The organism is bacterium (assembly GCA_035308905.1).
In the GTDB taxonomy this organism is placed as follows: domain Bacteria; phylum Sysuimicrobiota; class Sysuimicrobiia; order Sysuimicrobiales; family Segetimicrobiaceae; genus DASSJF01.
Window position 1 is genome coordinate 1 of the sequence record DATGFS010000035.1, and the last position, 21,255, is coordinate 21,255.

Genomic DNA, 21,255 nt, shown 5'->3' on the forward strand with positions numbered 1-21,255 from the left:
TCGTCAACGCCTCCGGCTACGTGGGGTTCGACGGCGAGACCGACGTCGTGCTGTTCCAGCGGATCTGCCCGCACCTGGGCTGCATCTTCAACTTCATCCCGGACTGGCACGAGGTCACGGCCGGCTACGGCGGGTTCGTCCCGCCGAAGTGGGAGCAGCACTCGCTCATGGCGTGCCCCTGCCACCTCAGCATCTACGACCCGACGTACCCGAACGACCCCGGCAACGTGATCTCGGGCCCGGCCCCGCGGGGCGCCCGCTACTTCAAGTTCGAGATCAAGGGCCAGGACATCGTCGTCAGCGGCGCGGAGACCGGCGGCATCGCCGAGTGCCCGACGGCCGGCCGCGTGGAGGCCTGACGCGTGGAATCGGTGCTGGCCAATCTCCGGGAGTGGCTGCAGGATCGCAAGCAGCACCTGGATCTGTTCGACGAGACCAAGACCGCGCTGCAGGACAACCCGCTCTACATCGTGGGGGGGTTGGTCTGGCTGTCGTGGATGGTCGTCATCGTCACCGGCATCATTCTGATGGTCTGGTACATCCCCACGACCACCGGTGCCTACCGATCGATCCTGCATCTGACGGAAGACATCCCGTTCGGCTGGCTCATGCGCGGTATGCACAAGTACGGCGCCGACATGCTCGTCATTACGATCACGATCCGGATCTACCGCATGTACTTCGCCGGAGAATACAAGAAGCCGGGCGAGCTGTCATGGATGATTCTCTTCGCCTCGCTCGTGCTGGCGATGATCTCGGGGATCACCGGCTACGCGCTGATCTGGAACCAGCGGGCGTTCTGGGCGGCCAAGACGGTGCTCACTGTGCCGACCTACTACGACGAGATTCCGGGGCTGGGCAAACTCGGCATCGGGCACGCGATCGCCTACATCTTCCTCGGCGGGCCGGCGCTCGGGCAGGCGACCCTGACCCGGTTTTACTCAATCCACTACGGCATCTCGGTCGTGTTTGTGATCCTGGCCGAGATCTTCTTCTATCGGACGCGGCGGCGCCGGGTCAACCTGTCGTTCTTCACGATCGGGCTCGTGCTCGCGTTCCTGGCGTACGTCAGCTTCGATCAGCTGGCGGCGATGGGACGGTGGGCCAATCCCAACCGGACGCCGCTGCCGATCCTGTCGGACTGGTACTTCCTCGCGCTGTATCAAGTGGTCAAGTACATGCCGCCGCTGTGGGCCGGCATCGCCCCGGGCCTCCTGATCGGCTACGGCATGATCGTGCCGTTTCTCGACCGGACCAAGGAGACGCGGCCGCTCGAGCGCCCGTTCTTCTTCGTGGTCGGCGTCTACGCCCTCGCGATGTTCGTCGGCTTCACGGCGCTCATCATGCTCAACATCGCCGTGATCAGCCGCGACCCGCCGATCATCTTCGCGATCACGGTCGTTGTGATCTCGCTCGCCTTCATCTGGGAGATGCTGCACCGGCGGCGGAAGGCGGCCGCGCGCCCGGCGCCGCGGGGCCAGGCCGTGCGCCCGGCCGCGGCGTCGTAACATGTCGAAGCGCAAGCTGACCTTTTGGGGGCTGTTGATCGTCGCGGTCCTGGCGTTGAGCGAGTTCCTCGCGGCGTGGCGGGACTGGCGGGCGGTGCCGACGCTCGAACACGCCGCGGCGGTGACGGTGCTGGGGGTGGGACTGCTGGCGGCCATGGGATGGCTCGGGTTCCTGCTGTACGAGGTCGATCGGGCGGCCGGCCGGATCCGGCATCAGGTCGGCGTCTACGAGTGGGTGATCGCGATGCGGAGGGGCGCGGGCCGATGAACGACCGCGAGGCGCGCTACAGTGTCTGGATCGTGATCCTCGCCCTCGTCAGCCTGGCGGCCGTCCTGGCGATCGCCTGGGGCGAGGTCGCGGGGCAGCGCCTCGTCGGCGGCGCCGCGGTCGGGGTGATCCTGCTGGCGTATTCGTTCATCCTGCTCTTTCTGCGCAAGGGAGGGTTCACGGGTGTATAGCCGGGCGCTCGCCCGCCTGCTGGACTGGACGCTCCGGCTCGACGTGGCGATCAACCGCGTCTACCCGGAGGACTTCAATCCGCTCTACTACACCGGCGGGCTCTCCAACCTGTTCCTGACGGTGCTGGTCCTGTCCGGTATCTTCCTGTTCCTGTACTACATCCCTTCGTTCAACGACGCCTATATCTCGGTGCAGTTCATCACGGACACGGTGCCGTACGGGCAGATCATCCGCGGGATCCACCGCTACGCCGCGGACGGCTTCATGATCGCGGTGCTCCTGCACTTTTTCCGCAACTGGTTCACAGACCGGTTCCGGTTCTCGCGCGACGAACCGTGGATCAGCGGGATGATGCTGCTCCTGTTCGCCGGCTTCCTCGGCGTGACCGGGTACGTGCTGGTGTGGGATCAGCGCAGCCAGCTCCTCGTCGCCATGACCGGGCGGACGCTCGGGGCGGTGCCGTGGATCGGCGGGTGGCTCGAGACCCAGTGGCAGGGCAGCGCCGGCGTCTCCAATCTGCTGCTGCCCCGGATGCTCTACCTTCACGTCGGGCCGGCGGTCATGCTCTACATCCTGCTGTGGTGGCACTACGTGCGGATCCGGCATCCCAAGGTGTGGCCGCCCGCGGTCTGGACGCTGTTCTCGTTGGGCCTGATCTTTCTCCTGACCGGCCTGCTGCCGGCGACGAGCCAGCCGGCCGCGCGGCCGGACACGGTCCCGACGACGCTTTCGGTGGACTGGCTGTTCCTGCTGCCGTACGTCGGGCTCAAGGTGCTGTCGCCGCTCGTGCTCGTTGCGCTCGCGGTCGTGATCACGGTCTACGGTCTGTACATTCCGTACCAGCTGCCGGAGACCCCGGCCGCGATGGGCATTCGCGACTCGGGCATCGCGCAGGTGATCGACGCGAACTGCACGGGCTGTGAGCTGTGCTACTTCGACTGCCCCTACAACGCCATCGTCATGGTGGCGAGCCCGCATCCGGGCGTGACAAAGGCGGCGCAGGCACGGAAGCTGTTCGCGATCGTGCTGGAGTCGCGGTGCGTGGAGTGCGGCATCTGCGTCGGCGCGTGTCCGTTCGAAGCGCTCGAGCTGCCGCGGCTCCTGGAGCGCGACGTCCAGGAGAAGGTGGTGCAGGCATGCCGGACCTAGAGCGCCCGGCGGCCGCCCCCCAGGCCGCGGCGCCCGCGCCGGGCGCGGGCCGCCGTCCGAAGATCGTCGGGTTCCTCTGCGACTTCGCCGTCGACGCGTCGGCGTTGACGGCGCCGGACGGGACGATGCGCGACGCGCCGAACGTCACGTTGATCAAGGTGCCGTGCTCCGGCTTCGTGCGGCCCTCCTGGCTCGAGTTCGCGCTGCGCAACGGCGCGGAGGGGACGTTTGTCTGCGGCTGCCCGCTCGGCGACTGCTTCAACCGGCTCGGCAACAACCTGATCGGGGACCGCGTGGTGCAGCTGCGGCGCCGGTTCGAGCGGCAGAAGATCCACCCGGACCGGATCGCCTCGATCTACTTCGGCCTGCACGACCAAGAAAGTTTCCTCGGCGCGGTCAAAGCATTCAGCGAGCGCGTCGCGCAATTGCCGGGTCCCGCAGTACCGGCGCCCCGCGCGCCCGGCGGAGGTCCGGCGCGGCCGGCCGCCCCCCCTGCGGGCGGACCCGCCGCCGGCAACCGTGTCGTCGAGACGGGGCAAACCCGGCCGGGTGCGCCGGAACAGGCGCCCCCGCCCGGCACCCAGGAGGGATCGTAATGGCAGAACAGCGTCCCCCGGCGCCCGGAGGTCCCGCGGCGGAGCGGGTGGGCGGTGCGCGCGCCGCGCGGGGCGATCCCGGTCCGCGTCGGTCGCAGAGCGTGATCTACTGGCGGTATCTCATCTTTTGGCTGCTCTTCTTCGGGCTTGTCTACTTCGTCACGCTCTACGGGATCGTCGCCGAAGCCTAACGACTTGGCCGCCGCGGCGCTCGAGGAGATCTACGCGCCCGTCCGGCCCGACCTGGACGCGCTCGAACGCCTCTTTCGCGCGGAGCTGTCGTCCGAAGATCCGTTCGTCGGCCAGCTGGTCACGCACGTGCTCGCGACGCGCGGCAAGATGCTGCGGCCCGCGCTGGCCTGCCTCTCCGCGCGGGCGGCGGGGGACGCCGCCCGGATGCCGGAGCAGGCCGAGGACCGGCTTGGCGCGGCCGGGGCGGTCGAGCTGATCCACGTGGCGTCGCTGATCCACGACGATGTCATCGACGCGGCCGATCTGCGCCGCGGGCAGGCCTCGGTCAACGCGATCTGGGGGAACCAGGTCGCGGTGCTGCTGGGCGACTTCCTCTTCAGCAAGGCCTTTCACATGCTGGCGCGCCTTCGGACGCGCGAGGTCGCGGCCGCAATGGCGGCGGCGACGGTGCGCATGGCGAAGGCCGAGATCATCCAGATCAAGCACGGCAACACGCCGCATACGGATGAGCGCATCTACTTCGGGATCATCGACGGCAAGACCGCGGCGCTGACGGGGGCGGCGTGCCGGTGCGGCGCGCTCACCGCGGGGGCCCGTCCGGAGGTCGCGGAAGCGCTCGCGACCTTCGGCCTCGAGTGGGGCATGTCGTTCCAGATCACGGACGACGCGCTCGACATCACGGCGACCGCCGATCACCTCGGCAAGCCGATCGGCAGCGACATTCAGACCGGCAAGGTCACCCTGCCGATCATCTACGCGCTGCGCGACGCGCCGGAGCAGGACGGCCGGCGCCTCCGCGAGATTCTGAGCGCCGATGGGAATCACACCTCCGGGGCCGGACTTCCGGCCGCGCCGGTGTCCGTTCTCGACGAGGTGCAGGCGATCGTCGCCCGCACGGGGGCGGTCGAACGGGCGCTCGGCGTGGCGCGCGAGCGCGCGCAGCGCGCGGCGCGCGCCCTCGTGGGGCTCCCCCCGTCGGCGGCGCGCGACAGCCTCGCGGCCCTCGTGCAATTCGTGACGGTCCGCACCCGATGACTCGTCTGGGCCTGCGGCCGGAACGGATCGCCGTCCCACGGCGTTCTTGGTGTATAATTGAGGCAATCGAGCCGGAGGTGCACCATGGGGCCCAAGTTCTGGGAGTTGATCATTGTCCTGGCGATTGTCATCCTGCTGTTCGGCCCGAGCCGGCTCGCGGGACTGGGCGGCGCAGTCGGCAAGGCGATGCGGGAGTTCAAGGACGCGACCAAGCCCGAGGAGCCAAAGGCCCCTCCGGCCGGCCAAGGCGGTGGCGCCGGTACCAAGGCCTAGCGGCCGCCGGCATGCGTCCGGCGCTCGCCGGACGCGACGGGAGCAGCGCAGCGCGGGAGCGGCCCAAGGCCGCTCCTGTTTCATGTGGACGGTGAACCGTGGCCAGAGCGGCAAAGCGGACGGCCCGGGACCCCTGGTGGATATTCATCGTCGTGGTGGTGGCCGGCGCGATGCTCGGCAGCGTCGTCGCCGACGCGCTGGGGCAGTTTACCTATCTCGCGCCGCTCGGACACTCCGTCGCGGTCGGCGTGGATCCGCCGGTCACGCTCGACCTGCGCGTGCTCACCGTGACGTTGGGTTTCGTGGTTCGATTGAACCTCGCCACCGTGCTTGGTATAATCGCGGCGGTATTCGTATTCCGGTTGCTGTAGCCGTCCGAACACCGAGGGGGGTGGGGCGCGCCCCGTGGGGGCCGGCTCCGCCCCGTTCTTGTCTGCGCGGCACGACACACGTCAACGTCACGATGGCCGGTCGCGGACGCTATGCTTCAGACCAGGCGGCGGATCAAGGACCTGCCGGACGAGCTCCGGCCGCGGGAACGGCTGCTGCGGCACGGTCCGGACGCGCTCAGCACCGCGGAGCTCGTGGCGGTGCTCCTGCGAACCGGCTCGCCTACCCGAAGCGCCCTCGAGGTTGCGTCGGACCTCATCGCGCGGCACGGCGGTCTCGTGAGGCTCGCCGCGGCCGGGGTCCGCGAGCTGTGCGGCGTGGACGGGATCGGCGAGGTGAAGGCGCTCAATCTCCTCGCCGCCTTTGAGCTCGGCCGGCGGCTCGGCGCGCTGCCGGCGCGCCGCCGCGCGCTCATCGCCGGACCGGCCGATGCCGCGCGGGTGCTGATGGACCGGCTCCGGTTCGCCGAGGCGGAGCGGTTCGTGGTGCTGCTGCTCAACACGCGGCACGAGGTGCTGGACGCGGTGGAGGTGACGCGCGGCGGCTTGGCGAGCTCGCCGGTGCACCCCCGGGAGGTGTTCAAGCCCGCGGTGCGGGAGGGCGCCGCGGCGGTCATTTTGGTGCATAACCATCCGTCGGGGGATCCGACGCCGAGCCGGGCGGACCTCGCGATCACCGCGCGCCTCTGCCGTGCGGCGGCGGTGATGGGCGTCCCGGTACTGGACCACGTCATCATCGGCGACGGCCGGTGGGTCAGTCTGCGGGAGCGGGGCGTCGCGTTCGAAGGGCCGCCGTCCGCCGACGCCTAACTGGGGCACAATAAGGAAGGTCTTGCCGGCCGTGCGGCCGGCGGTCCTGCGCCGGAGAGGATAGGAGGCCGTCAGCCACAGGGGCGGCCGGAAACCCCGTGTCCAAGACGGGGGAGGAGCGTGAGGGGAGTGCTGAACGGGTTGCTGGCCCGGTTCACGCGGGACATGGGGGTCGATCTCGGAACCGCCAACACGCTGGTGTACGTGCGGCGCGAGGGCATCGTGCTGCGGGAGCCGTCGGTCGTGGCGCGGCGCGTCGACGGCGGGGAGGTGCTGGCGGTCGGCGAAGAGGCCAAGCGGATGATCGGCCGGACGCCCGGCGACATCATCGCAACCCGGCCGCTGCGCGACGGCGTGATCGCGGACTTCGATACGACCGCCTCGATGCTGGCGTACTTTATCCGCCGCAGCTCGCGCGGCCGCAGCCTGATGCGTCCCCGCGTCATCGTCGGGATCCCGAGCGGCGTGACCGAGGTGGAGAAGCGCGCCGTCATCGACGCGACGCTGCAGGCCGGCGCGCGCGAGGCGTATCTCATCGAAGAGCCGATGGCCGCGGCGATCGGGGCCGGGCTGCCGGTGTCGGAGCCGATCGGCAGCATGGTGGTGGACATCGGCGGCGGCACCACGGAGGTCGCCGTCATCGCCCTCGGCGGCATCGTCACGGCGCGCAGCATCCGGATCGCCGGCGACGAGATGGATGAGGCGATCATTCAATACTCGCGCAAGGCCTACAACCTCCTGATCGGCGAGCGGACGTCCGAGGACATCAAGATCAAGATCGGCTCGGCGTATCCGCAGAAGGACGAGCAGTCGATCGAGGTGCGGGGCCGCGACCTCGTCTCCGGGCTGCCGCGGACCGTGCGCATGACCAGCACGGAGATCCGCGAGGCGATGGCGGAGCCGATCGCCGCGATCGTCGAAGCGGTGAAGATGACGCTCGAGCGCACGCCGCCGGAACTCGCCGCGGACATCGTCGATCGCGGCATCGTTATGGCCGGCGGGGGATCGCTGCTGCGCGGCCTCGACCGTCTGCTCAGCGAGGAAACGGGGATGCCGGTGATGTTGACGGAAGATCCGCTCAGCAGCGTCGTGCTCGGCACCGGCCGCGCGCTCGAGGAAATCGAAACGCTCAAGAAGGTGCTCATCACGAGCAAGAAGATGTAGCGTGTTTCCGTCGCCCGCGCTGGTTCGCCGCAGGCTGCTTGTCTGGAGCCTGCTCTGCATCATCGCGCTCGTGATCCTGACGGCGCAGGTGCGCTCCCCGGACGGGCGCCGCATCGGCTGGATCGGCACCGCGGTGGAGGCGGTGCTCGCGCCGCCGACGGCGGCGCTGGCCCGCGCAGGCGGCGTGCTCGCCGACGCCTGGGGCTTTATCTCCGAGATCGGCACGCTCCGCACGGAAAACCAGCGGCTCAAAGCCGAGGTCGCGCGCCTCCGCGAGGAAAACGCCCGCCTGCGGCCCGACGCGCAGGAGAACGTTCGCCTGCGGACGCTCCTCGGATTCAAGCAGCAGCTGCCGTATCGCTCGCTCGCGGCGCGGATCGTCGGCCGGGACCCGAGCCAGTGGTTCAGCACGGTTCTCATCGACCGCGGCGCGTCCGAGGGGGTGGCGCGGGACGATCCCGTGATCACGAGCGACGGCGTCGTGGGCCACGTCGTCGAGACCCAAGGCTCGTGGGCGCGGGTGCTCCTCGTGGCCGATCCCCGCAGCGCCGTCAGCGTCGTGCTCGACCGGTCGCGCGAGGTGGGCGTCGCCGTCGGCCAGGGTCAGACGCTGCTCAAAGTCACCTACCTCTCCCGCGACGCCGACGTGCGCCAGGGGGACGTGGTGCTGACCTCGGGCCTCGGCCCGATCTACCCTCGGGGTCTGTCGGTCGGCAGCGTCGTCAGCGTGTCGCGCACCACGATGTTCCAGGAGGCGGTCGTGCGGCCGACCTCGGACCTGGGGCACCTCGAGGACGTGCTCGTCGTCCTGCGCGGCGGACCTCAGCCGGCCCGCTGATGCGGTTCGTCGTGTATGCGGTCTTCGCCGCGGCCGGCACGGTCGTGCAGACCGCGTGGCTGGCGTACCTGCCCCTCGCCGGCGGCATCGCGGATCCGCTGCTGCCGATCATCATGACCATCGGCCTGCTGCACGGGTCGGAAGAGGGCGCGGTAGTCGGCGCCGGCATCGGCCTGCTGCACGACGTGATGTCGGGGTCGCCCCTCGGGCTCGGCATGGCCGCCGGCGTTTGCGCCGGGTTCGCCGCGGGGCTCGGCGAAGGGAGCTTGTCGCTCGAGAGCGCGTGGCTCCCGGCGATCGGCGGTGCGCTGCTCACCGTCCTGGCCGGCGGCGTCACTTTGATCGGGGCGCACTTGGTCGGACTCGCCGCGGCGCCGCTGCCCGACGCCGCCCGCGCCGTGCTCGGGAGCGCGTGCTATAATGGCGTCATCGCCGTGCCTATCTTCCACGGACTGCGCCGGCTCGATGTCGCAGTTGTCCGGCTCTACGAGCGGTCTCACCCCGCCTAACCATGGACCGGGACGTCTTCGAACGCCGCCTCACCACGCTGGCCGTGCTGGCCGCCGTGATGCTCGTCGTCTTGGTGATCCGGCTGTGGCAGGTCCAGATCGTCCAGGGCGATTACTACCTCAAACTCTCCGAAGAGAACCGGCTCCGCGTCACGCCCGTGCTGGCGCCGCGCGGCGTGCTCGTCGACCGTCGCGGCCGTACCCTCGTTGCGAACCGGCCCGCCTTCACCGTGGCGCTGCTGCCGCTGGAGCTGCGCCACCCGCGGGCCGAGGCGCAGGCCGTCGGCAAGCTCCTCGCGATGGATCCGGCGGAGATCCTCTCACGGCTTGCGGCCGGCCGCGACCGGCCGTTTGAGCCCGTCCGCCTCCGGCGCGATGTGCCGAAAGAGATCATCGCCGCGATCGAGGAGAGCCAGCTCGATCTGCCCGGCGTGCTGGTCGAGGTCGAGCCGCTCCGGCAGTACGTCTACCGTACGCTCGGCGCCCAGATCTTCGGCTACGTCGGCGAGATCAACGAGGACGAATTGAAGCGCCTCCGGCCCGCCGGCTACGAGTTGGGCGACCTGATCGGCAAAGAGGGCATCGAGGAGACCTACGACGCGTACATCCGGGGCCGGAACGGCCAGATCCAGGCGGAGGTCGACGCCCAGGGCCGGATGGTGCGCACGCTCGGGACGGTGCCCGCCGTGCCCGGCAATGAAGTCGTGCTCGGCTTGGACCTGGCCATGCAGCAGGTCGCGGAGGCGGGGCTCGGCGACCGGCCCGGCGTCGTGGTCGCTATGGATCCCCGCGACGGGACGATCCTGACCATGGTCAGCCACCCCGCGTTCGATCCCAACGTGTTCTCCGGCGGGATCAAGACGGGGGTCTGGAACGGCCTCATCAAAGACCCCGCGCGGCCGCTGCTCGATCGCGTGATCCAGGGCGCGTACCCGCCGGGCTCGGTGTTCAAGGTCGTCACCGCCTCGACCGCGCTGCAACTGGGTCTCGTGACCCCCGACACCGGCTTTTACTCCCCGGGTTACTACAACCTGGGCAACTGGACGTTCCACGCGTGGAAGGCGCTCGGCCACGTCAACTTCATCGACGCGATCGCGCAGTCGTGCGACGAGTGCTTCTACGACCTGGCGCGGCGCGCCGGGCCGAACGAGGTGGCCAAGTACGCGCGGACGTACGGTCTCGGCGAGCGGACCGGCGTCGACCTGCCGAACGAGGGCAGCGGCGTCGTGCCGGATCCCGCGTGGAAGAAGCGCGTTTGGAAGCAGGATTGGTACGGCGGTGACACGCTCAACATGGGGATCGGCCAGGGGTTCGTGCTCACGACCCCGCTGCAGATCGCGCGCATGATGGCCGCGGTCGCGAACGGCGGGACGCTGGTGACGCCGCACCTCGTGACGGAGATCCGCAGCCTCGACGGCCGCGTCGTGGCGCGGATCGCGCCGCCGCCCGGCGGCCATATCCAGGTGACCCCGCAGACGCTCGACGTCCTGCGCACGGGTCTCGCCGCGGTCGTCAGCCGCGGGACCGGGACCGCGTTGCAGATGCCGGGCTTCACCGCGGCCGGCAAGACCGGGACCGCCGAGGCCTCGCACGGCAAGCCGTACGCGTGGTTTGCGGCCTATGCGCCGGTGGACGCGCCGCGGCTCGTGGTGGTGGCGATGGTGGAGAACGCGGGCTTCGGCGCCGAGAACGCGCTGCCGGTGGTTAAGCAGGTGTTTCAGGCATGGCTGGCCGAGCAGAACGGCGCGGCTCCGGCGACGCCGGCAGCCGCGGCGCCGCCGCAGACGGGTGGTCCACGGACCGCCCCCGGTTCGCGCGCCGCCGCGCCTGTGCCCGCCGGTCCGGCGCCTCTGCCCGTTGCGCCGTCCGGCGGGTCGCCCTCCGCACCGGCTCCGAAGCCGGCGCAGGTGCCGGCCGCGGGGCCTGAGCCGGCGGCCCCGCCCGGCCTGCGGGAGAGCGGCCGCCAGTGAGCATCGGACTCGACCGGCGCGTCGTTCGCAACATCGATCCGTTTCTCGCGACCTCGACCCTGCTGCTCTGCCTGTTCGGGCTCGTGATGGTTTACAGCACGACGCACTACGGGCTGCACCCGCTGGTCTTCGTGCGCAGCCAGGTGCTGCACTTCGTCGTCGGCGCGGTGATCGCCGGCGCCATCCTCGCCGTCGACTACCGCTCCTTCGCGTCCGGGGCGCGCGCGCTCTACATCGTCAACCTGATCCTCCTGGCCGCGGTGCTGGTGGCCGGCCGGTCGAGCCTCGGCGCGCAGCGCTGGATTCCGCTCGGCCCGCTCGGACAGTTCCAGCCGTCGGAGTTCGCGAAGCTGGCGATCGTGGTCACGCTCGCCCGGCATCTCTCGGACCGGCCGGGACCGTACACGTCGGTTCGCGACCTGCTGCCGTTTCTCGCGCACATCTCGATCCCAATGATCCTGATCTTTCGCCAGCCGGACCTCGGCACGGCGCTGGTCTACGGCGCGATCTTCGCCGGTATGCTGTACGCCGGCGGCGCGCGGCGGCGCGACCTCGCGCTCCTCGGCGTCGCCGGGGCCGCGGTGACCCCGCTGCTCTGGCACATCCTGAAGGCCTACCAGCGCCGGCGGCTGCTCTCGTTCCTCGACCCGTCGCTCGATCCCCTGGGCTCCGGGTACGGCATCATCCAGTCGAAGATCGCCGTCGGCAGCGGGATGCTGTGGGGCAAAGGGCTTTTCGCCGGGACCCAAAACGTGCTGCAGTTCGTCCCCGAGCACCACACCGACTTCATCTTCTCGGTCGTCGGCGAGGAGCTCGGGTTCGTCGGATGCGTCGTGCTGCTGGCGCTGTTCTACCTGTGGCTGGTGCGCGGCGTGCGCGCGGCCACGGTCGCGCGTGACCGGTTCGGCGCGCTCGTCGCGGTGGGGATCGTCTCGATGGTCGCCTTCCACGTCTTCGTGAACGTGGGGATGACCGTCGGGATCATGCCCATCACCGGCATCCCCCTGCCGTTCATCAGCTACGGGGGCAGCGCCCTCATGACGATGATCTGGGCGGCGGCGCTGTTACTGAACGTGGGGATGCGGCGGCAGAAGATTCTCTTCTAAGCACTGGAGTGGGCATGGGCAAAGAGATCATCGCCAACATCGAGCCGTTCGAAGTCCGCGTGGCCGTCATCGAGAACGGCGTCGTCGTGGGCCTCCTCATCGAACGCGGCGAGCCGCTCGCCGGCAACATCTATAAAGGCCGGGTCGCGAGCGTGCTGCCGGGCATGGAGGCCGCGTTCGTCGATGTCGGGCTCGACCGCAACGCGTTCTTACATCTGTCGGACATCCGCACCCGCGGGGTCACCGCGTTCGGCGCCACCGAGGAGATCGAGGATCAGATCGGGCGGGGGGCCGCGATCGCGGAGCGGGTGCGCGTCGGTCAGGAAATCCTGGTCCAGGTCACCAAGGAGCCGCGCGGCAGCAAAGGCGCGCGGGCGACGACGTACGTGGCGCTGCCCGGCCACTACCTGGTGCTGACCCCCACCGTCCCCGGGATCGGCGTCAGCCGCAAGATCGACGACGAGCAGGAGCGGCGGCGGCTGCGCGCGATCGCGGATCGCCTCAGGCCGGAGGGCATGGGACTCATCGTCCGCACGGCGGCGGAGGGAGTGGCGGAGCGCGAGCTGGCGGACGACGTCCGCTTCCTGCTCCAGTTATGGAACAGCGTCGCCGCGCGCGCGCGCGACGCCCGCGCGCCGGCCCTGCTCTATCAGGATCTCGGGCTGATCCGCCGGGTCGTGCGGGATCTGTTCACCGGCGAGGTCGAGCGCTTTGTCCTCGATTCGCCCGACGAATGGCGGCGGGTCCGCGAGCTGATCGGCGCCTTCGCGCCCGAGCTCGCCGGCCGCGTCCAGCTGCACGACGGTCCCGCGCCGATCTTCGAGGCCCACCACGTCGAGCGCGAGATCGAGCGGGCGCTGCATCGCAAAGTGTGGCTGAAGAGCGGCGGCTACCTCGTCTTCGACCGGACCGAGGCCGCGACGGTCATCGACGTGAACACCGGCAAGTACGTCGGCAAGACCGACCTCGCCAGCACGATCCTCAAGACGAACATCGAGGCGGCGCGGGAGATCGCGCGGCAGATCCGCCTGCGCGACGTCGGGGGGATCATCCTCATCGATTTCATCGACATGGAGTCGCTGCCGCACCGCCGCGCCGTGCTGGACGCCCTCGGCGAGGCGGTCCGCGCCGACCGCACCAAGATCCACATCATCGATCTCACCGGCCTCGGACTCGTCGAAATGACGCGCAAGCGCGTCTACCAGGACCTCGAGGAACTGATGCGGATCCCGTGCCCGTACTGCGAAGGCCGGGGGCGGGTGCTGTCGCCGCGCAGCGTCGCCGTACGCGCCCGGCGGGAGCTGCGGCGGCTCGCGCAGACGGCGCGGGCGGCCTACGTGGTCGCCGAGGTGCACCCGGAAGTGGCGGCGCTGCTCGACGACGACGGCGCATGGCGGCAGGCGCTCGAGCAGGCGACCGGCAAGCGCGTGCTCGTGCTTCCGCGTCCGGGAATTCATCTCGACCGGGCGGTCGTGCGGCAGGCCGACACTCCGGAGGCCGCGCAGCGGCAGGCGGCGCAGGGGGATGGCGCCGGTGAATCGATCTGGCTCGACCCGGTGCGCGGCGAGCCGCTGCACGTGCCGGACGACGAGACGGTGGATGCGCGGATGCTGCGGCCGGTGGAGATGTACCGTCCCGGTGCTCTCGCGCGGCTGTGGAACTGGCTGCGCGGCCGGCGTGCGGACCCCACGCCGGCGCCCCCGCCGATCGAAGGGGCGCCGCTGCCGATGATATCCTCGAACGGACCGCTGCGCGTGAGGCGGCGCGGCCGGGGCGGCCGCCGCCGGCAGTCACGGCCGCCCGCAACCAGGTAAGACGCCTTCCGCGTTTGACGCCCTTCGGCGCCAATGATATGATTGCGTGGCGCCCATGAAAGACAGGATGGTGGAGTAGGTATGTACGCGGTTATCGACAGAGGCGGCAAACAGATGCGCGTCGAGGAAGGCCAGGTCCTGGAAGTGGACCGCCTCGCCGCGGAGAAGGGCGCCGAAGTCGTGCTCGGGCGCGTGCTGATGATCGTCGACGCCGACAACGTCCGGTGCGGCGCGCCGGTCGTCGACGGCGCCCAGGTGACGGCCAAGGTGCTGTCGCACGGGCGGGCGCGCAAGGTGACGGTCGGCAAGTTCCGGCCGAAGAAGCACTACCGGCGCCGGGTCGGGCACCGGCAGCCGCTCAGCCGCGTGCGGATCGAGCGGATCGAAGTGGGAGGGGCCGGCGGTGGCGCATAAGAAAGGCGGCAGCAGTTCTCGAAACGGACGTGACAGCAACGCGCAGCGGCTCGGGATCAAGCGGTTCGGGGGCGAGACGGTGCCGGCGGGCAGCGTGCTCGTGCGGCAGCGCGGGACCCGGTACCGTCCCGGGCAAAACGTCGGCATCGGCCGCGACGACACCCTGTTCGCCCTGGCGAGCGGCGTCGTTCGGTTCGAGCGGCGCGGCCGTGACGGGCGGCAGATCTCGGTTTACCCGGCCGGCGCGTAACAGCGAGGGGAGCGTGACGAGGCCCCGGGCGCGCAGCGCCCGGGGCCTCGTTGTTATCAGCGATGTTCATTGATCGTGCCACGATCCAGGTAAAGGCCGGCGCCGGCGGCAACGGCGTCGTCGCCTTCCGCCGGGAAAAGTATGTGCCGAAGGGCGGCCCGTCGGGTGGCGACGGGGGACGCGGGGGCGACGTCGTTGTGAAAGTCGATCCGAACCTCAATACGCTGTTGCCGTTCCGCTATCGCCGGCTCTTTCGGGCGACCCGAGGCGCGCACGGCGAAGGCTCTCGCCGAAATGGGCGGGCGGGGCGGGACGCGGTCGTTGCCGTGCCGCCCGGCACGATCGTCGTCGACGGCGCCACCGGGGCCGTGATCGCCGATCTCGTGCGGGCCGGCGATGAGCTCGTCGTGGCCCGCGGGGGGAAGGGGGGCCGCGGCAACGCCCACTTTGCGACCCCGACGCATCGCGCGCCGCGGCGGGCCGAAACCGGCGAGCCCGGCGAGGAGCGCGCGCTGCGCCTCGAACTTCGACTCCTTGCCGACGTGGGACTCGTGGGATTGCCGAACGCCGGGAAATCCTCGTTGCTCGCGCGCCTCTCCGCGGCCCGGCCGAAGATCGCGGACTATCCGTTTACGACGACGGAGCCGATGCTGGGCGTCGTGCCGCTTCCCGACACCGACGGCATCGTCATCGCGGACATTCCGGGCCTCATCGAGGGCGCCCACTTGGGCGCCGGGTTGGGACATGAGTTTCTCCGGCACATCGACCGCACGCGGATATTGGTGCACGTCGTCGATCTCGGCGCGCCGGACCCGGACGCGGCGGTGGCAACGGTCACGCGCGAACTGGAGCAGCACTCCCCGGCGCTGGCGGCCCGGCCCGTGGTCATGGTCGGCAACAAGATCGACCTGCCGGAGGCCCGGGCGCGCACCGAGGCCTTCGTGGCCGCCGAAACCGCGCGGGGCCGGCCGGCGTTGGCGGTCTCCGCGGCCACAGGCGAAGGCGTCCCAGCGCTGATCGCCGCGCTGGCGCGGCTGCTGCGGGCGTCGCCCCCTTCGGAGGCCGGTCTGCGGGGCGCGCACCCGCCGGAGGAGGAGGTCGGCGCGGGCGAGAATTTCGCCCCGGACGCCGCCTCGTCTCGCTCGACCGAGAGGGGGACGCACCGCGAAGCGGCGGCAGGAGGCCGCTCGGAAACGGGAGCGGCCGGAGGTCCTGCGCAAGACGGGGGAGGTGGCCGTGGGTAAGATCGGGATCATGGGCGGCACGTTTGATCCCGTGCATTACGGCCACCTGGTCACGGCGGACGAGGCCCGCTGGCGGTTCGGGCTCAGCGCCGTCATCTTCGTGCCCAACCGTCATCCGCCGCATAAAGATCCCCGCGACGTCTCCGCGCCCGAGCACCGCTACCTCATGACCTTCCTCGCGACCGTGACGAATCCACGGTTCGCGGTGTCCCGCCTCGAGATCGAGCGGCCGGGGCCGTCGTACACGATCGACACGATCCATGAGCTGCGCCGGCAGTATCCGAACGACGACCTCTACTACATCACCGGGGCCGACGCGCTCGAGCAAATCTTGAGGGGAGAGTGGCGCGAGACCGCGCAGCTCCTCGGGCTGTGCCGGTTTATCGCCGCGAACCGGCCGGGCTACCGGCTCGATCAGGAGCTGTGGTCCTCGGTCACCGGGCCGCTGCGGGCGCATCTCCACAACGTGCACACGCTCGAGATTCCGGCGATGGCGATCAGCAGCACGGACCTCCGCGCCCGCGTCCGGGACGGACGGCCGATCCGCTACCTTGTCCCCGAGGCCGTCGAAGGCTACATCGTCAAGCACCAGTTGTACGCGAACGCGGCACCGCCCGCCGGCGAAACGCCGGGCGCGCGCGCCTCCGGCCGGACCACCGCGCGGGCGACCGAAGGATCCGACGCGGAGCGGGGCGGGGACGCCTAGTGGATTCACGCCGCAAGGCGCTCCTTGCAGCCGATGCCGCGGAGTCCAAGCTTGCCGGCAACGTGATCGTGCTCGACCTCCAGGAACACACGCCGGTCACCGATTTCTTCGTGATTGCCAGCGGCACCACGCGGGTCCAGATTCGGGCGATCATCGACGCGATCGAGGAGGCCTTGAAGGAGGCCGGCGCGCCGCGGCCGCGCGCCGAGGGCCGGGACGACGGCCGCTGGGTGCTGCTCGATTTCGGCGACGTGGTGGTGCACGTGATGAACCCGCGGGAGCGCGAGTACTACAACCTCGAGCGCCTGTGGGGCGATACGCCCATCCTCGAGCGGTAGATGCTGCTGACGCTGCGCCCGGCCGAGAGCGGGGACGCGGAGCACCTGCTGCGTCTCTACGAGGGCGTCTACCACGGCGGCTACTCGGCATGCTTCGGCCGGTACGGTACCCTCGGGCCGAAGGACGTCTGGTGGATTCAGTCCGAGAAAGACGTGGTCGTGATCGAATTGAACAAGGAGCCGGCCGGCCTGCTCGTCTTCGGCCGCGACAAGAACCGGCTGCTCGCCGAGGAAGTGCTGCTGGTGCCGGACGCGCTGCGGCATACCCCGACGGCGCAGGCGCTGCGTACGGTGGTCGACCGGGTTGATGCGGAGCTGACCCGGCGGTTCCAGGAGGCCCGGCAGGACCACCTTCGCCTCCGCACGATGGAGCGCAATCCGCTCGGCATGCTCCTTGTCATGTCCGGACGTTTCACCGTCGCCGACGCGCTCGTCATCTCGAGTCTCGATCTGCCGTCCGCGGCCGCCGGCGCCGAGCCGGCGCCGGACGCGGGCGTGGTGCCCGAGGGCTATGTTGTCCGGCGGGCGTTCGCCGGTCAAGACGAAGAAGCCGTCGCCCAACTGGACAAGGAGTGCCTCGGCGGCCGCGCGGAGCGCCACGAGCTTGCCCATCATCTGGCCGGCCGGGACGCGCGCACGTTTCTCGCGACCCGCGACGGCTACCCCGTCGGGTTTGTGATGGCCGCCGCGCGCGATGGGGTGGGGGAGTGGCGGCTCGGCGTACGCGAGACGCATCGCCGCCGCGGACTCGGCACGGCGCTGGCCCGCACTGCCCTCGCCGCCCTCGGTGCCCGCGGTGTGCACATGGTCGTCGGCACGCACTGGGCCGGCGACGCGGTCGCGGAAGCGTTCGGGTCCGCGCTCGACTTCACGACCGAGCGCGTCTATCTCTACGCGGAACGGCCGCTTTGAGGGTGATCTCGGTGAGCCCCGGTGGCGCGTCCGGGGCGTAGACCGTCTCTAAGTCCTCCGGTATAATACGCATTGTCCCGTACGTGACGCGTGGGGCTGTAGCTCAGCGGGAGAGCGCCTCTTTGGCGTAGAGGAGGTCGAGGGTTCAATTCCCTCCAGCTCCACCAGTAATTACTAGGCTTGGCGCGTTGCGGTTGCTCCGTTCAAAACCCCAGTTTGTATTAGAAGAGTATTAGAGATCTCCGCAGCCAGCTCTTGGCTACGCACGTCCGCGTGAACATAGCGGTCCTGTGTAAATGAGGCCCGGCTGTGACCAAGGCGGTCGGCTATGTGCCGGGCATCGACCCGCTGCGCGTTGAGCCAGGTGGCTTGCAGATGTCTCAGGTCGTGGAGTCGAAACCGCGGGCACTTCTCGGCCAGCCGTTCGAGCCGAGGAAAATGGTCCCGGTTACGCAGATTGGACGGGTTGAGCGGCCGGCCGGTTGGGCCTACGAACAAGAGGCCGCTGTCCCTGTACTGCTCTCCGAGCCGGAGCCGCTGCTCCTTCTTCCACACAAGCGCTGCCCGCATCGCCTCGACAGCCTTGCCCGGCAACAGTACCGTCCGTTGCCCGCGCTTTGTCTTTGGCTTCCCGTAAGCCGGGTTGCGACCCGCGCGGCGTAGCGTCCGCTCGATGTTGATACACTGGCCATCAAACGCCTCTTCGGACAGTCCAAGTAACTCCCGCAGCCTCGCGCCCGTTCCAGCCGCGGTGACGTACAGCGCGTATTCGGCTGGGGTAGTCGTGGCTCGCGCGTCCTCCAGGTAGACTTGGAGCTGCTGGACAGTCGGCAACGTGGGCTCGTACTCGTCGGCGCTCGGGGGCGTCGTGCTTGCACAAGGGTTCTTCAGAATGCGGCCAGCTTTGACTGCCTGCTCCAGCGCCGTATGAAGCAGTTGGGCCACGCGCTTCACCGTTGATCGGCTCGTGCCGCCATCGAGCAGGAAGGTGTAGAGGCCGTCGATAGCCGGCGCTCCGAGGCGGGAGAGTGGCACGTGGCCGAGCCGCGGAGCGATGTAGCAGCGGATCAGCATCTCCTCCAGCTCTTGCGTCTTAGGCCGAATCAAGCCCCTCGCGACCCGCTCTCGCGTCCACGACTGCAAGTAGTCTTGGGTGCGGAGGTGCGCCGAAGCGTTCGGACCCGCCCCGGCCCCAAACAACGGATGGTGCTGTAACTGCCGTGCGAACTGGTCCGCCTCGCGTCGACTGGCAAAACCCGAGTACCATTTGTACCGTCGTCTTCCCGTCGCAGGATCTCGGCCGGCGTAACAGGCCACGTAGAACTTCCTATTTCGCTGAACGATGCAAGTACCGGACAAGCTCCACCCCCTTGGTTGCAGTTCTTGAGGGGGCAGGGTTCGCACGGAAGCGAGCTTTCTCCTAGACATGGCCGGCGGCTCCGGCCAAGCGTGGGAAGTAGACCTGATCGAGACCGGTTACGGAAGGGGGAAAGTCGGTGGGAGCGGGCGCGCGGGTGACGGTCTGGGTGAACATGAGATTCCAGTCCATTCTACCGGACCCGGTGATGCTGCGAGCGAAAGCCCGTTCGCAAGCCAGGGGTCAGCCTCTTGCGACGAGGGACGCGTTCTCCAGTGAAAGGAGTTCAGACGTTAAAATGGAAGGTCCGGCTGAAACCAGCGGTCCGAGGACGCCGCTCGAAATAAGGAGGGGAAAGCGCGATGGCGGCCGGAGGGGAACGGGCAGCGGGATCGGCGGGCGTGCAGGGCGAGTTGTGGGGCGGCCGGGCAAAGGATTGGGCCGAAGTGCAGGAGCCCGTCCACCGGCCTATGTACGAGGCGGTGCTCGCCAGTGTTGAGGTGGGGCTAGGGACGCGGTTGCTCGACGTTGGGTGCGGCTCCGGAGTGTTCTGCGGACTTGCAGCCGCACGCGGGGCTTCGATTACGGGTGTTGACGCGGCACCGGCGCTGATCGGGATCGCAAAGGAACGTGTCCCGCAGGGTGACTTCCGTGTCGGGGAGATGGAGGCCCTGCCCTACGACGACAGGGAGTTCGATGTCGTGACCGGGTTCAACTCATTTCAATTCGCCGCGACCCCGGCCAACGCGCTTAGGGAAGCACGTCGGGTCGCGCGCCCCAACGCACCAATCGTCGTCACCACATGGGGGAAGCCGGAGCGCTGCGAGACTGCGCGGTACCTGCAGGCCTTACGCACACTTCTGCCGCCCGCGCCTCCAGGGGCTCCGGGGCCGTTTGCCCTCTCCGTGGAGGGTGCACTCGAAACCTTGGTGGCCGAGGCCGGTCTGACGCCACGGGATGTCCGCGATGTGGCCTGCCCTTACGAGTACCCTGATTTGGAGACCGCTCTGCGAGGGCTGCTGTCCGCCGGTCCTGTAACCAAGGCGATCCAGACGTCAGGGGAAGCGCGCGTACGGGAGACGGTCGTGACCGCGCTCGCGCCGTTCAAGCGCGCGTCCGGTGGGTACCGGATGGAAAACGAGTTTCGCGTGCTGATCGCGACCGCGTAAGAAGCCTTCGGGCCTTGTTAGCCCTGACAAAGGACAAGCCGAGGTACGTAAAGGCTCGAACATTGTACCCGTGACCCTATTGCGGTGCCGAGACTCATCCAACGCTCCTGTTCGGCAGGAGGGCTCTACCGAACATCCGGAACCGCAACGATGTGACCGACGTTGAGCGCCTCCACGACATCGAGCAGAAATTGCGCTGCTGGGGCTACCTGTCGCATTACCCGGATGCGGAGTGTGACGTGGCTTGGCTGCTTGAGCGGTTGGCAGAGCAGACCGAGCGCGTCGCCGAATTAGAGGCGCGGCTGCGGTGGAACTAGTGGTCGTTCGCGCTGCCACGACAGGCCGTATGTGATTATCCGCCCGGCCGTGGCTTGCCGCTGATCCCCTTTTGCGCGAATGAGGTTTGTCTTTGGCGACTCGTCCGCCCTGTGCATCAGCCACCTTTGATAAATCTCGCAGGCAGGGAATTCCTCGTGACGACGCCGAACCCGGAGCGCAACGTCTGTCATGAACTTTGTTTCAATTGTTTGTGACTTCGTAGCAACGTCCCATACGTGCCGTCATTCGCAGCCGCTCCAGAACACGACCGGTCCGAATAGAGTCCGAGGGGGGGAGTCTATGGGCTTGATACGTGCTCTGGTTCAGCACGGCTCTGCTCAGGTTTCAGCGAAACTCGGTCGGTGTCCTAAGTGCATGGGTCTTTCTCTTAGCGGCGCGATTATCGGCTGGATTGTGCTGGCTGCTGTCCTCTACTTCTGGCCGCAGTTTCCGTTCGCGAATCTCCTAACCGTATGGCCGTTGAGCTTTACGGCACTATGGGTCCTCCACATCACAATCTTCGGCGGCAGGGCAGTGGCGTGTGCGCGGCGCGAGACATCAGGTGTAGCAACGACAGAGCCTGCGGCAATCTCGTTGATTAGTAGGCGGCGGATGGTGGGAGTCTTCGCCAGGAGCGTTTGTCTCGGAGTTCTGGTCTCCGCCGCCGTGTCAGCTAACGCCTTCGCCGCCCCATCCAAACCCTTTTGCACCTGCACCGTCCACAAGCCTTTCTG

General features: G+C 69.0%; 26 protein-coding genes and 1 tRNA gene. 26 read left to right on the forward strand and 1 reads right to left on the reverse strand.

Annotation, left to right across the window (positions count from 1 at the left end; translation table 11 throughout):
- The 24 genes from VKT83_11225 to VKT83_11340 all read left to right on the forward strand — a co-directional run.
- A partial coding sequence (locus VKT83_11225; GenBank protein ID HLY23025.1) for a hypothetical protein occupies positions 1-359 on the forward strand: 359 nt, incomplete at its 5' end.
- Between the two features lie 3 nt (positions 360-362).
- On the forward strand, positions 363-1,508 hold the full coding sequence (locus tag VKT83_11230; protein ID HLY23026.1) for a cytochrome b N-terminal domain-containing protein: 1,146 nt from the start codon (positions 363-365) through the stop codon (positions 1,506-1,508).
- Position 1,509: 1 nt separating this feature from the next.
- The gene (locus VKT83_11235; protein HLY23027.1) at positions 1,510-1,776 is read left to right on the forward strand and encodes a hypothetical protein; all 267 of its coding nucleotides are present in this window, start codon (positions 1,510-1,512) and stop codon (positions 1,774-1,776) included.
- Positions 1,773-1,967, forward strand: coding sequence for a hypothetical protein (locus VKT83_11240; GenBank protein ID HLY23028.1), 195 nt, complete (start codon positions 1,773-1,775; stop codon positions 1,965-1,967). The genes VKT83_11235 and VKT83_11240 overlap by 4 nt, the downstream gene beginning before the upstream one ends.
- On the forward strand, positions 1,960-3,117 hold the full coding sequence (locus VKT83_11245) for a cytochrome b N-terminal domain-containing protein (protein HLY23029.1): 1,158 nt from the start codon (positions 1,960-1,962) through the stop codon (positions 3,115-3,117). The genes VKT83_11240 and VKT83_11245 overlap by 8 nt, the downstream gene beginning before the upstream one ends.
- On the forward strand, positions 3,105-3,713 hold the full coding sequence (locus VKT83_11250; protein HLY23030.1) for a hydrogenase iron-sulfur subunit: 609 nt from the start codon (positions 3,105-3,107) through the stop codon (positions 3,711-3,713). The genes VKT83_11245 and VKT83_11250 overlap by 13 nt, the downstream gene beginning before the upstream one ends.
- Entirely contained in the window at positions 3,713-3,904 is a 192-nt protein-coding gene (locus VKT83_11255) for a hypothetical protein (GenBank protein ID HLY23031.1), read from the forward strand. The genes VKT83_11250 and VKT83_11255 overlap by 1 nt, the downstream gene beginning before the upstream one ends.
- 4 nt (positions 3,905-3,908) lie before the next feature.
- The gene (locus tag VKT83_11260; GenBank protein HLY23032.1) at positions 3,909-4,940 is read left to right on the forward strand and encodes a polyprenyl synthetase family protein; all 1,032 of its coding nucleotides are present in this window, start codon (positions 3,909-3,911) and stop codon (positions 4,938-4,940) included.
- 84 nt (positions 4,941-5,024) lie between these two features.
- Complete coding sequence (locus VKT83_11265; protein ID HLY23033.1) at positions 5,025-5,213, forward strand: twin-arginine translocase TatA/TatE family subunit; 189 nt, start codon at positions 5,025-5,027, stop codon at positions 5,211-5,213.
- 98 nt (positions 5,214-5,311) lie between these two features.
- Positions 5,312-5,584, forward strand: a complete 273-nt coding sequence (locus tag VKT83_11270; protein HLY23034.1) for a DUF4321 domain-containing protein — start codon at positions 5,312-5,314, stop codon at positions 5,582-5,584.
- A 111-nt stretch (positions 5,585-5,695) separates the two neighbouring features.
- Positions 5,696-6,412, forward strand: a complete 717-nt coding sequence (gene radC, locus VKT83_11275; protein ID HLY23035.1) for a DNA repair protein RadC — start codon at positions 5,696-5,698, stop codon at positions 6,410-6,412.
- A gap of 120 nt (positions 6,413-6,532) precedes the next feature.
- Entirely contained in the window at positions 6,533-7,576 is a 1,044-nt protein-coding gene (locus tag VKT83_11280) for a rod shape-determining protein (protein HLY23036.1), read from the forward strand.
- Between the two features lies 1 nt (position 7,577).
- Entirely contained in the window at positions 7,578-8,414 is an 837-nt protein-coding gene (gene mreC / locus VKT83_11285) for a rod shape-determining protein MreC (protein HLY23037.1), read from the forward strand.
- The gene (mreD, locus tag VKT83_11290) at positions 8,414-8,923 is read left to right on the forward strand and encodes a rod shape-determining protein MreD (GenBank protein HLY23038.1); all 510 of its coding nucleotides are present in this window, start codon (positions 8,414-8,416) and stop codon (positions 8,921-8,923) included. The genes mreC and mreD overlap by 1 nt, the downstream gene beginning before the upstream one ends.
- Before the next feature lie 2 nt (positions 8,924-8,925).
- Complete coding sequence (gene mrdA / locus VKT83_11295) at positions 8,926-10,893, forward strand: penicillin-binding protein 2 (protein HLY23039.1); 1,968 nt, start codon at positions 8,926-8,928, stop codon at positions 10,891-10,893.
- The gene (rodA, locus tag VKT83_11300; protein HLY23040.1) at positions 10,890-11,999 is read left to right on the forward strand and encodes a rod shape-determining protein RodA; all 1,110 of its coding nucleotides are present in this window, start codon (positions 10,890-10,892) and stop codon (positions 11,997-11,999) included. Before mrdA ends, rodA begins: the two co-directional genes overlap by 4 nt.
- A gap of 14 nt (positions 12,000-12,013) precedes the next feature.
- Entirely contained in the window at positions 12,014-13,813 is a 1,800-nt protein-coding gene (locus VKT83_11305; protein ID HLY23041.1) for an Rne/Rng family ribonuclease, read from the forward strand.
- Between the two features lie 81 nt (positions 13,814-13,894).
- Positions 13,895-14,227, forward strand: a complete 333-nt coding sequence (gene rplU / locus VKT83_11310; protein ID HLY23042.1) for a 50S ribosomal protein L21 — start codon at positions 13,895-13,897, stop codon at positions 14,225-14,227.
- Positions 14,217-14,477 (forward strand): 50S ribosomal protein L27, encoded by a 261-nt coding sequence (gene rpmA / locus VKT83_11315; protein ID HLY23043.1) that lies wholly within the window; start codon positions 14,217-14,219, stop codon positions 14,475-14,477. Before rplU ends, rpmA begins: the two co-directional genes overlap by 11 nt.
- Before the next feature lie 62 nt (positions 14,478-14,539).
- A complete protein-coding gene (obgE, locus tag VKT83_11320) occupies positions 14,540-15,721 on the forward strand; it encodes a GTPase ObgE (GenBank protein HLY23044.1) in 1,182 nt (393 codons plus the stop codon).
- Positions 15,714-16,427: a nicotinate-nucleotide adenylyltransferase gene (nadD, locus tag VKT83_11325; GenBank protein ID HLY23045.1), complete on the forward strand. Its 714-nt coding sequence runs from the start codon at positions 15,714-15,716 to the stop codon at positions 16,425-16,427. The genes obgE and nadD overlap by 8 nt, the downstream gene beginning before the upstream one ends.
- A complete protein-coding gene (gene rsfS / locus VKT83_11330; GenBank protein ID HLY23046.1) occupies positions 16,427-16,765 on the forward strand; it encodes a ribosome silencing factor in 339 nt (112 codons plus the stop codon). Before nadD ends, rsfS begins: the two co-directional genes overlap by 1 nt.
- On the forward strand, positions 16,766-17,677 hold the full coding sequence (locus VKT83_11335) for a GNAT family N-acetyltransferase (protein ID HLY23047.1): 912 nt from the start codon (positions 16,766-16,768) through the stop codon (positions 17,675-17,677). It begins immediately after the preceding gene.
- A 92-nt stretch (positions 17,678-17,769) separates the two neighbouring features.
- A tRNA-Ala gene (locus VKT83_11340) sits at positions 17,770-17,844 on the forward strand.
- A gap of 7 nt (positions 17,845-17,851) precedes the next feature.
- Here VKT83_11340 and VKT83_11345 read toward each other — a convergent pair.
- Positions 17,852-18,751 (reverse strand): site-specific integrase, encoded by a 900-nt coding sequence (locus VKT83_11345; GenBank protein ID HLY23048.1) that lies wholly within the window; start codon positions 18,749-18,751, stop codon positions 17,852-17,854.
- Between the two features lie 645 nt (positions 18,752-19,396).
- Here VKT83_11345 and VKT83_11350 point away from each other — a divergent pair.
- Both VKT83_11350 and VKT83_11355 read left to right on the forward strand, forming a co-directional pair.
- Positions 19,397-20,203 carry a methyltransferase domain-containing protein gene (locus tag VKT83_11350; protein HLY23049.1) on the forward strand — a complete coding sequence of 269 codons (807 nt, stop codon included), beginning with the start codon at positions 19,397-19,399 and terminating at the stop codon, positions 20,201-20,203.
- A 152-nt stretch (positions 20,204-20,355) separates the two neighbouring features.
- The gene (locus tag VKT83_11355) at positions 20,356-20,520 is read left to right on the forward strand and encodes a hypothetical protein (protein HLY23050.1); all 165 of its coding nucleotides are present in this window, start codon (positions 20,356-20,358) and stop codon (positions 20,518-20,520) included.
- Positions 20,521-21,255: the final 735 nt, after the last annotated feature.

Bases quoted from the DNA above. Each gene is read 5' to 3' on its own strand.
- VKT83_11235 (HLY23027.1), top strand. From the start codon at position 1,510: ATGTCGAAGCGCAAGCTGACCTTTTGGGGGCTGTTGATCGTCGCGGTC.
- VKT83_11240 (HLY23028.1), top strand. From the start codon at position 1,773: ATGAACGACCGCGAGGCGCGCTACAGTGTCTGGATCGTGATCCTCGCC.
- VKT83_11250 (HLY23030.1), top strand. From the start codon at position 3,105: ATGCCGGACCTAGAGCGCCCGGCGGCCGCCCCCCAGGCCGCGGCGCCC.
- VKT83_11255 (HLY23031.1), top strand. From the start codon at position 3,713: ATGGCAGAACAGCGTCCCCCGGCGCCCGGAGGTCCCGCGGCGGAGCGG.
- VKT83_11265 (HLY23033.1), top strand. From the start codon at position 5,025: ATGGGGCCCAAGTTCTGGGAGTTGATCATTGTCCTGGCGATTGTCATC.
- radC (HLY23035.1), top strand. From the start codon at position 5,696: ATGCTTCAGACCAGGCGGCGGATCAAGGACCTGCCGGACGAGCTCCGG.
- mreD (HLY23038.1), top strand. From the start codon at position 8,414: ATGCGGTTCGTCGTGTATGCGGTCTTCGCCGCGGCCGGCACGGTCGTG.
- mrdA (HLY23039.1), top strand. From the start codon at position 8,926: ATGGACCGGGACGTCTTCGAACGCCGCCTCACCACGCTGGCCGTGCTG.
- VKT83_11305 (HLY23041.1), top strand. From the start codon at position 12,014: ATGGGCAAAGAGATCATCGCCAACATCGAGCCGTTCGAAGTCCGCGTG.
- rplU (HLY23042.1), top strand. From the start codon at position 13,895: ATGTACGCGGTTATCGACAGAGGCGGCAAACAGATGCGCGTCGAGGAA.
- obgE (HLY23044.1), top strand. From the start codon at position 14,540: ATGTTCATTGATCGTGCCACGATCCAGGTAAAGGCCGGCGCCGGCGGC.
- VKT83_11335 (HLY23047.1), top strand. From the start codon at position 16,766: ATGCTGCTGACGCTGCGCCCGGCCGAGAGCGGGGACGCGGAGCACCTG.
- VKT83_11345 (HLY23048.1), bottom strand. From the start codon at position 18,751: ATGCTGATCCGCTGCTACATCGCTCCGCGGCTCGGCCACGTGCCACTC.
- VKT83_11350 (HLY23049.1), top strand. From the start codon at position 19,397: ATGGCGGCCGGAGGGGAACGGGCAGCGGGATCGGCGGGCGTGCAGGGC.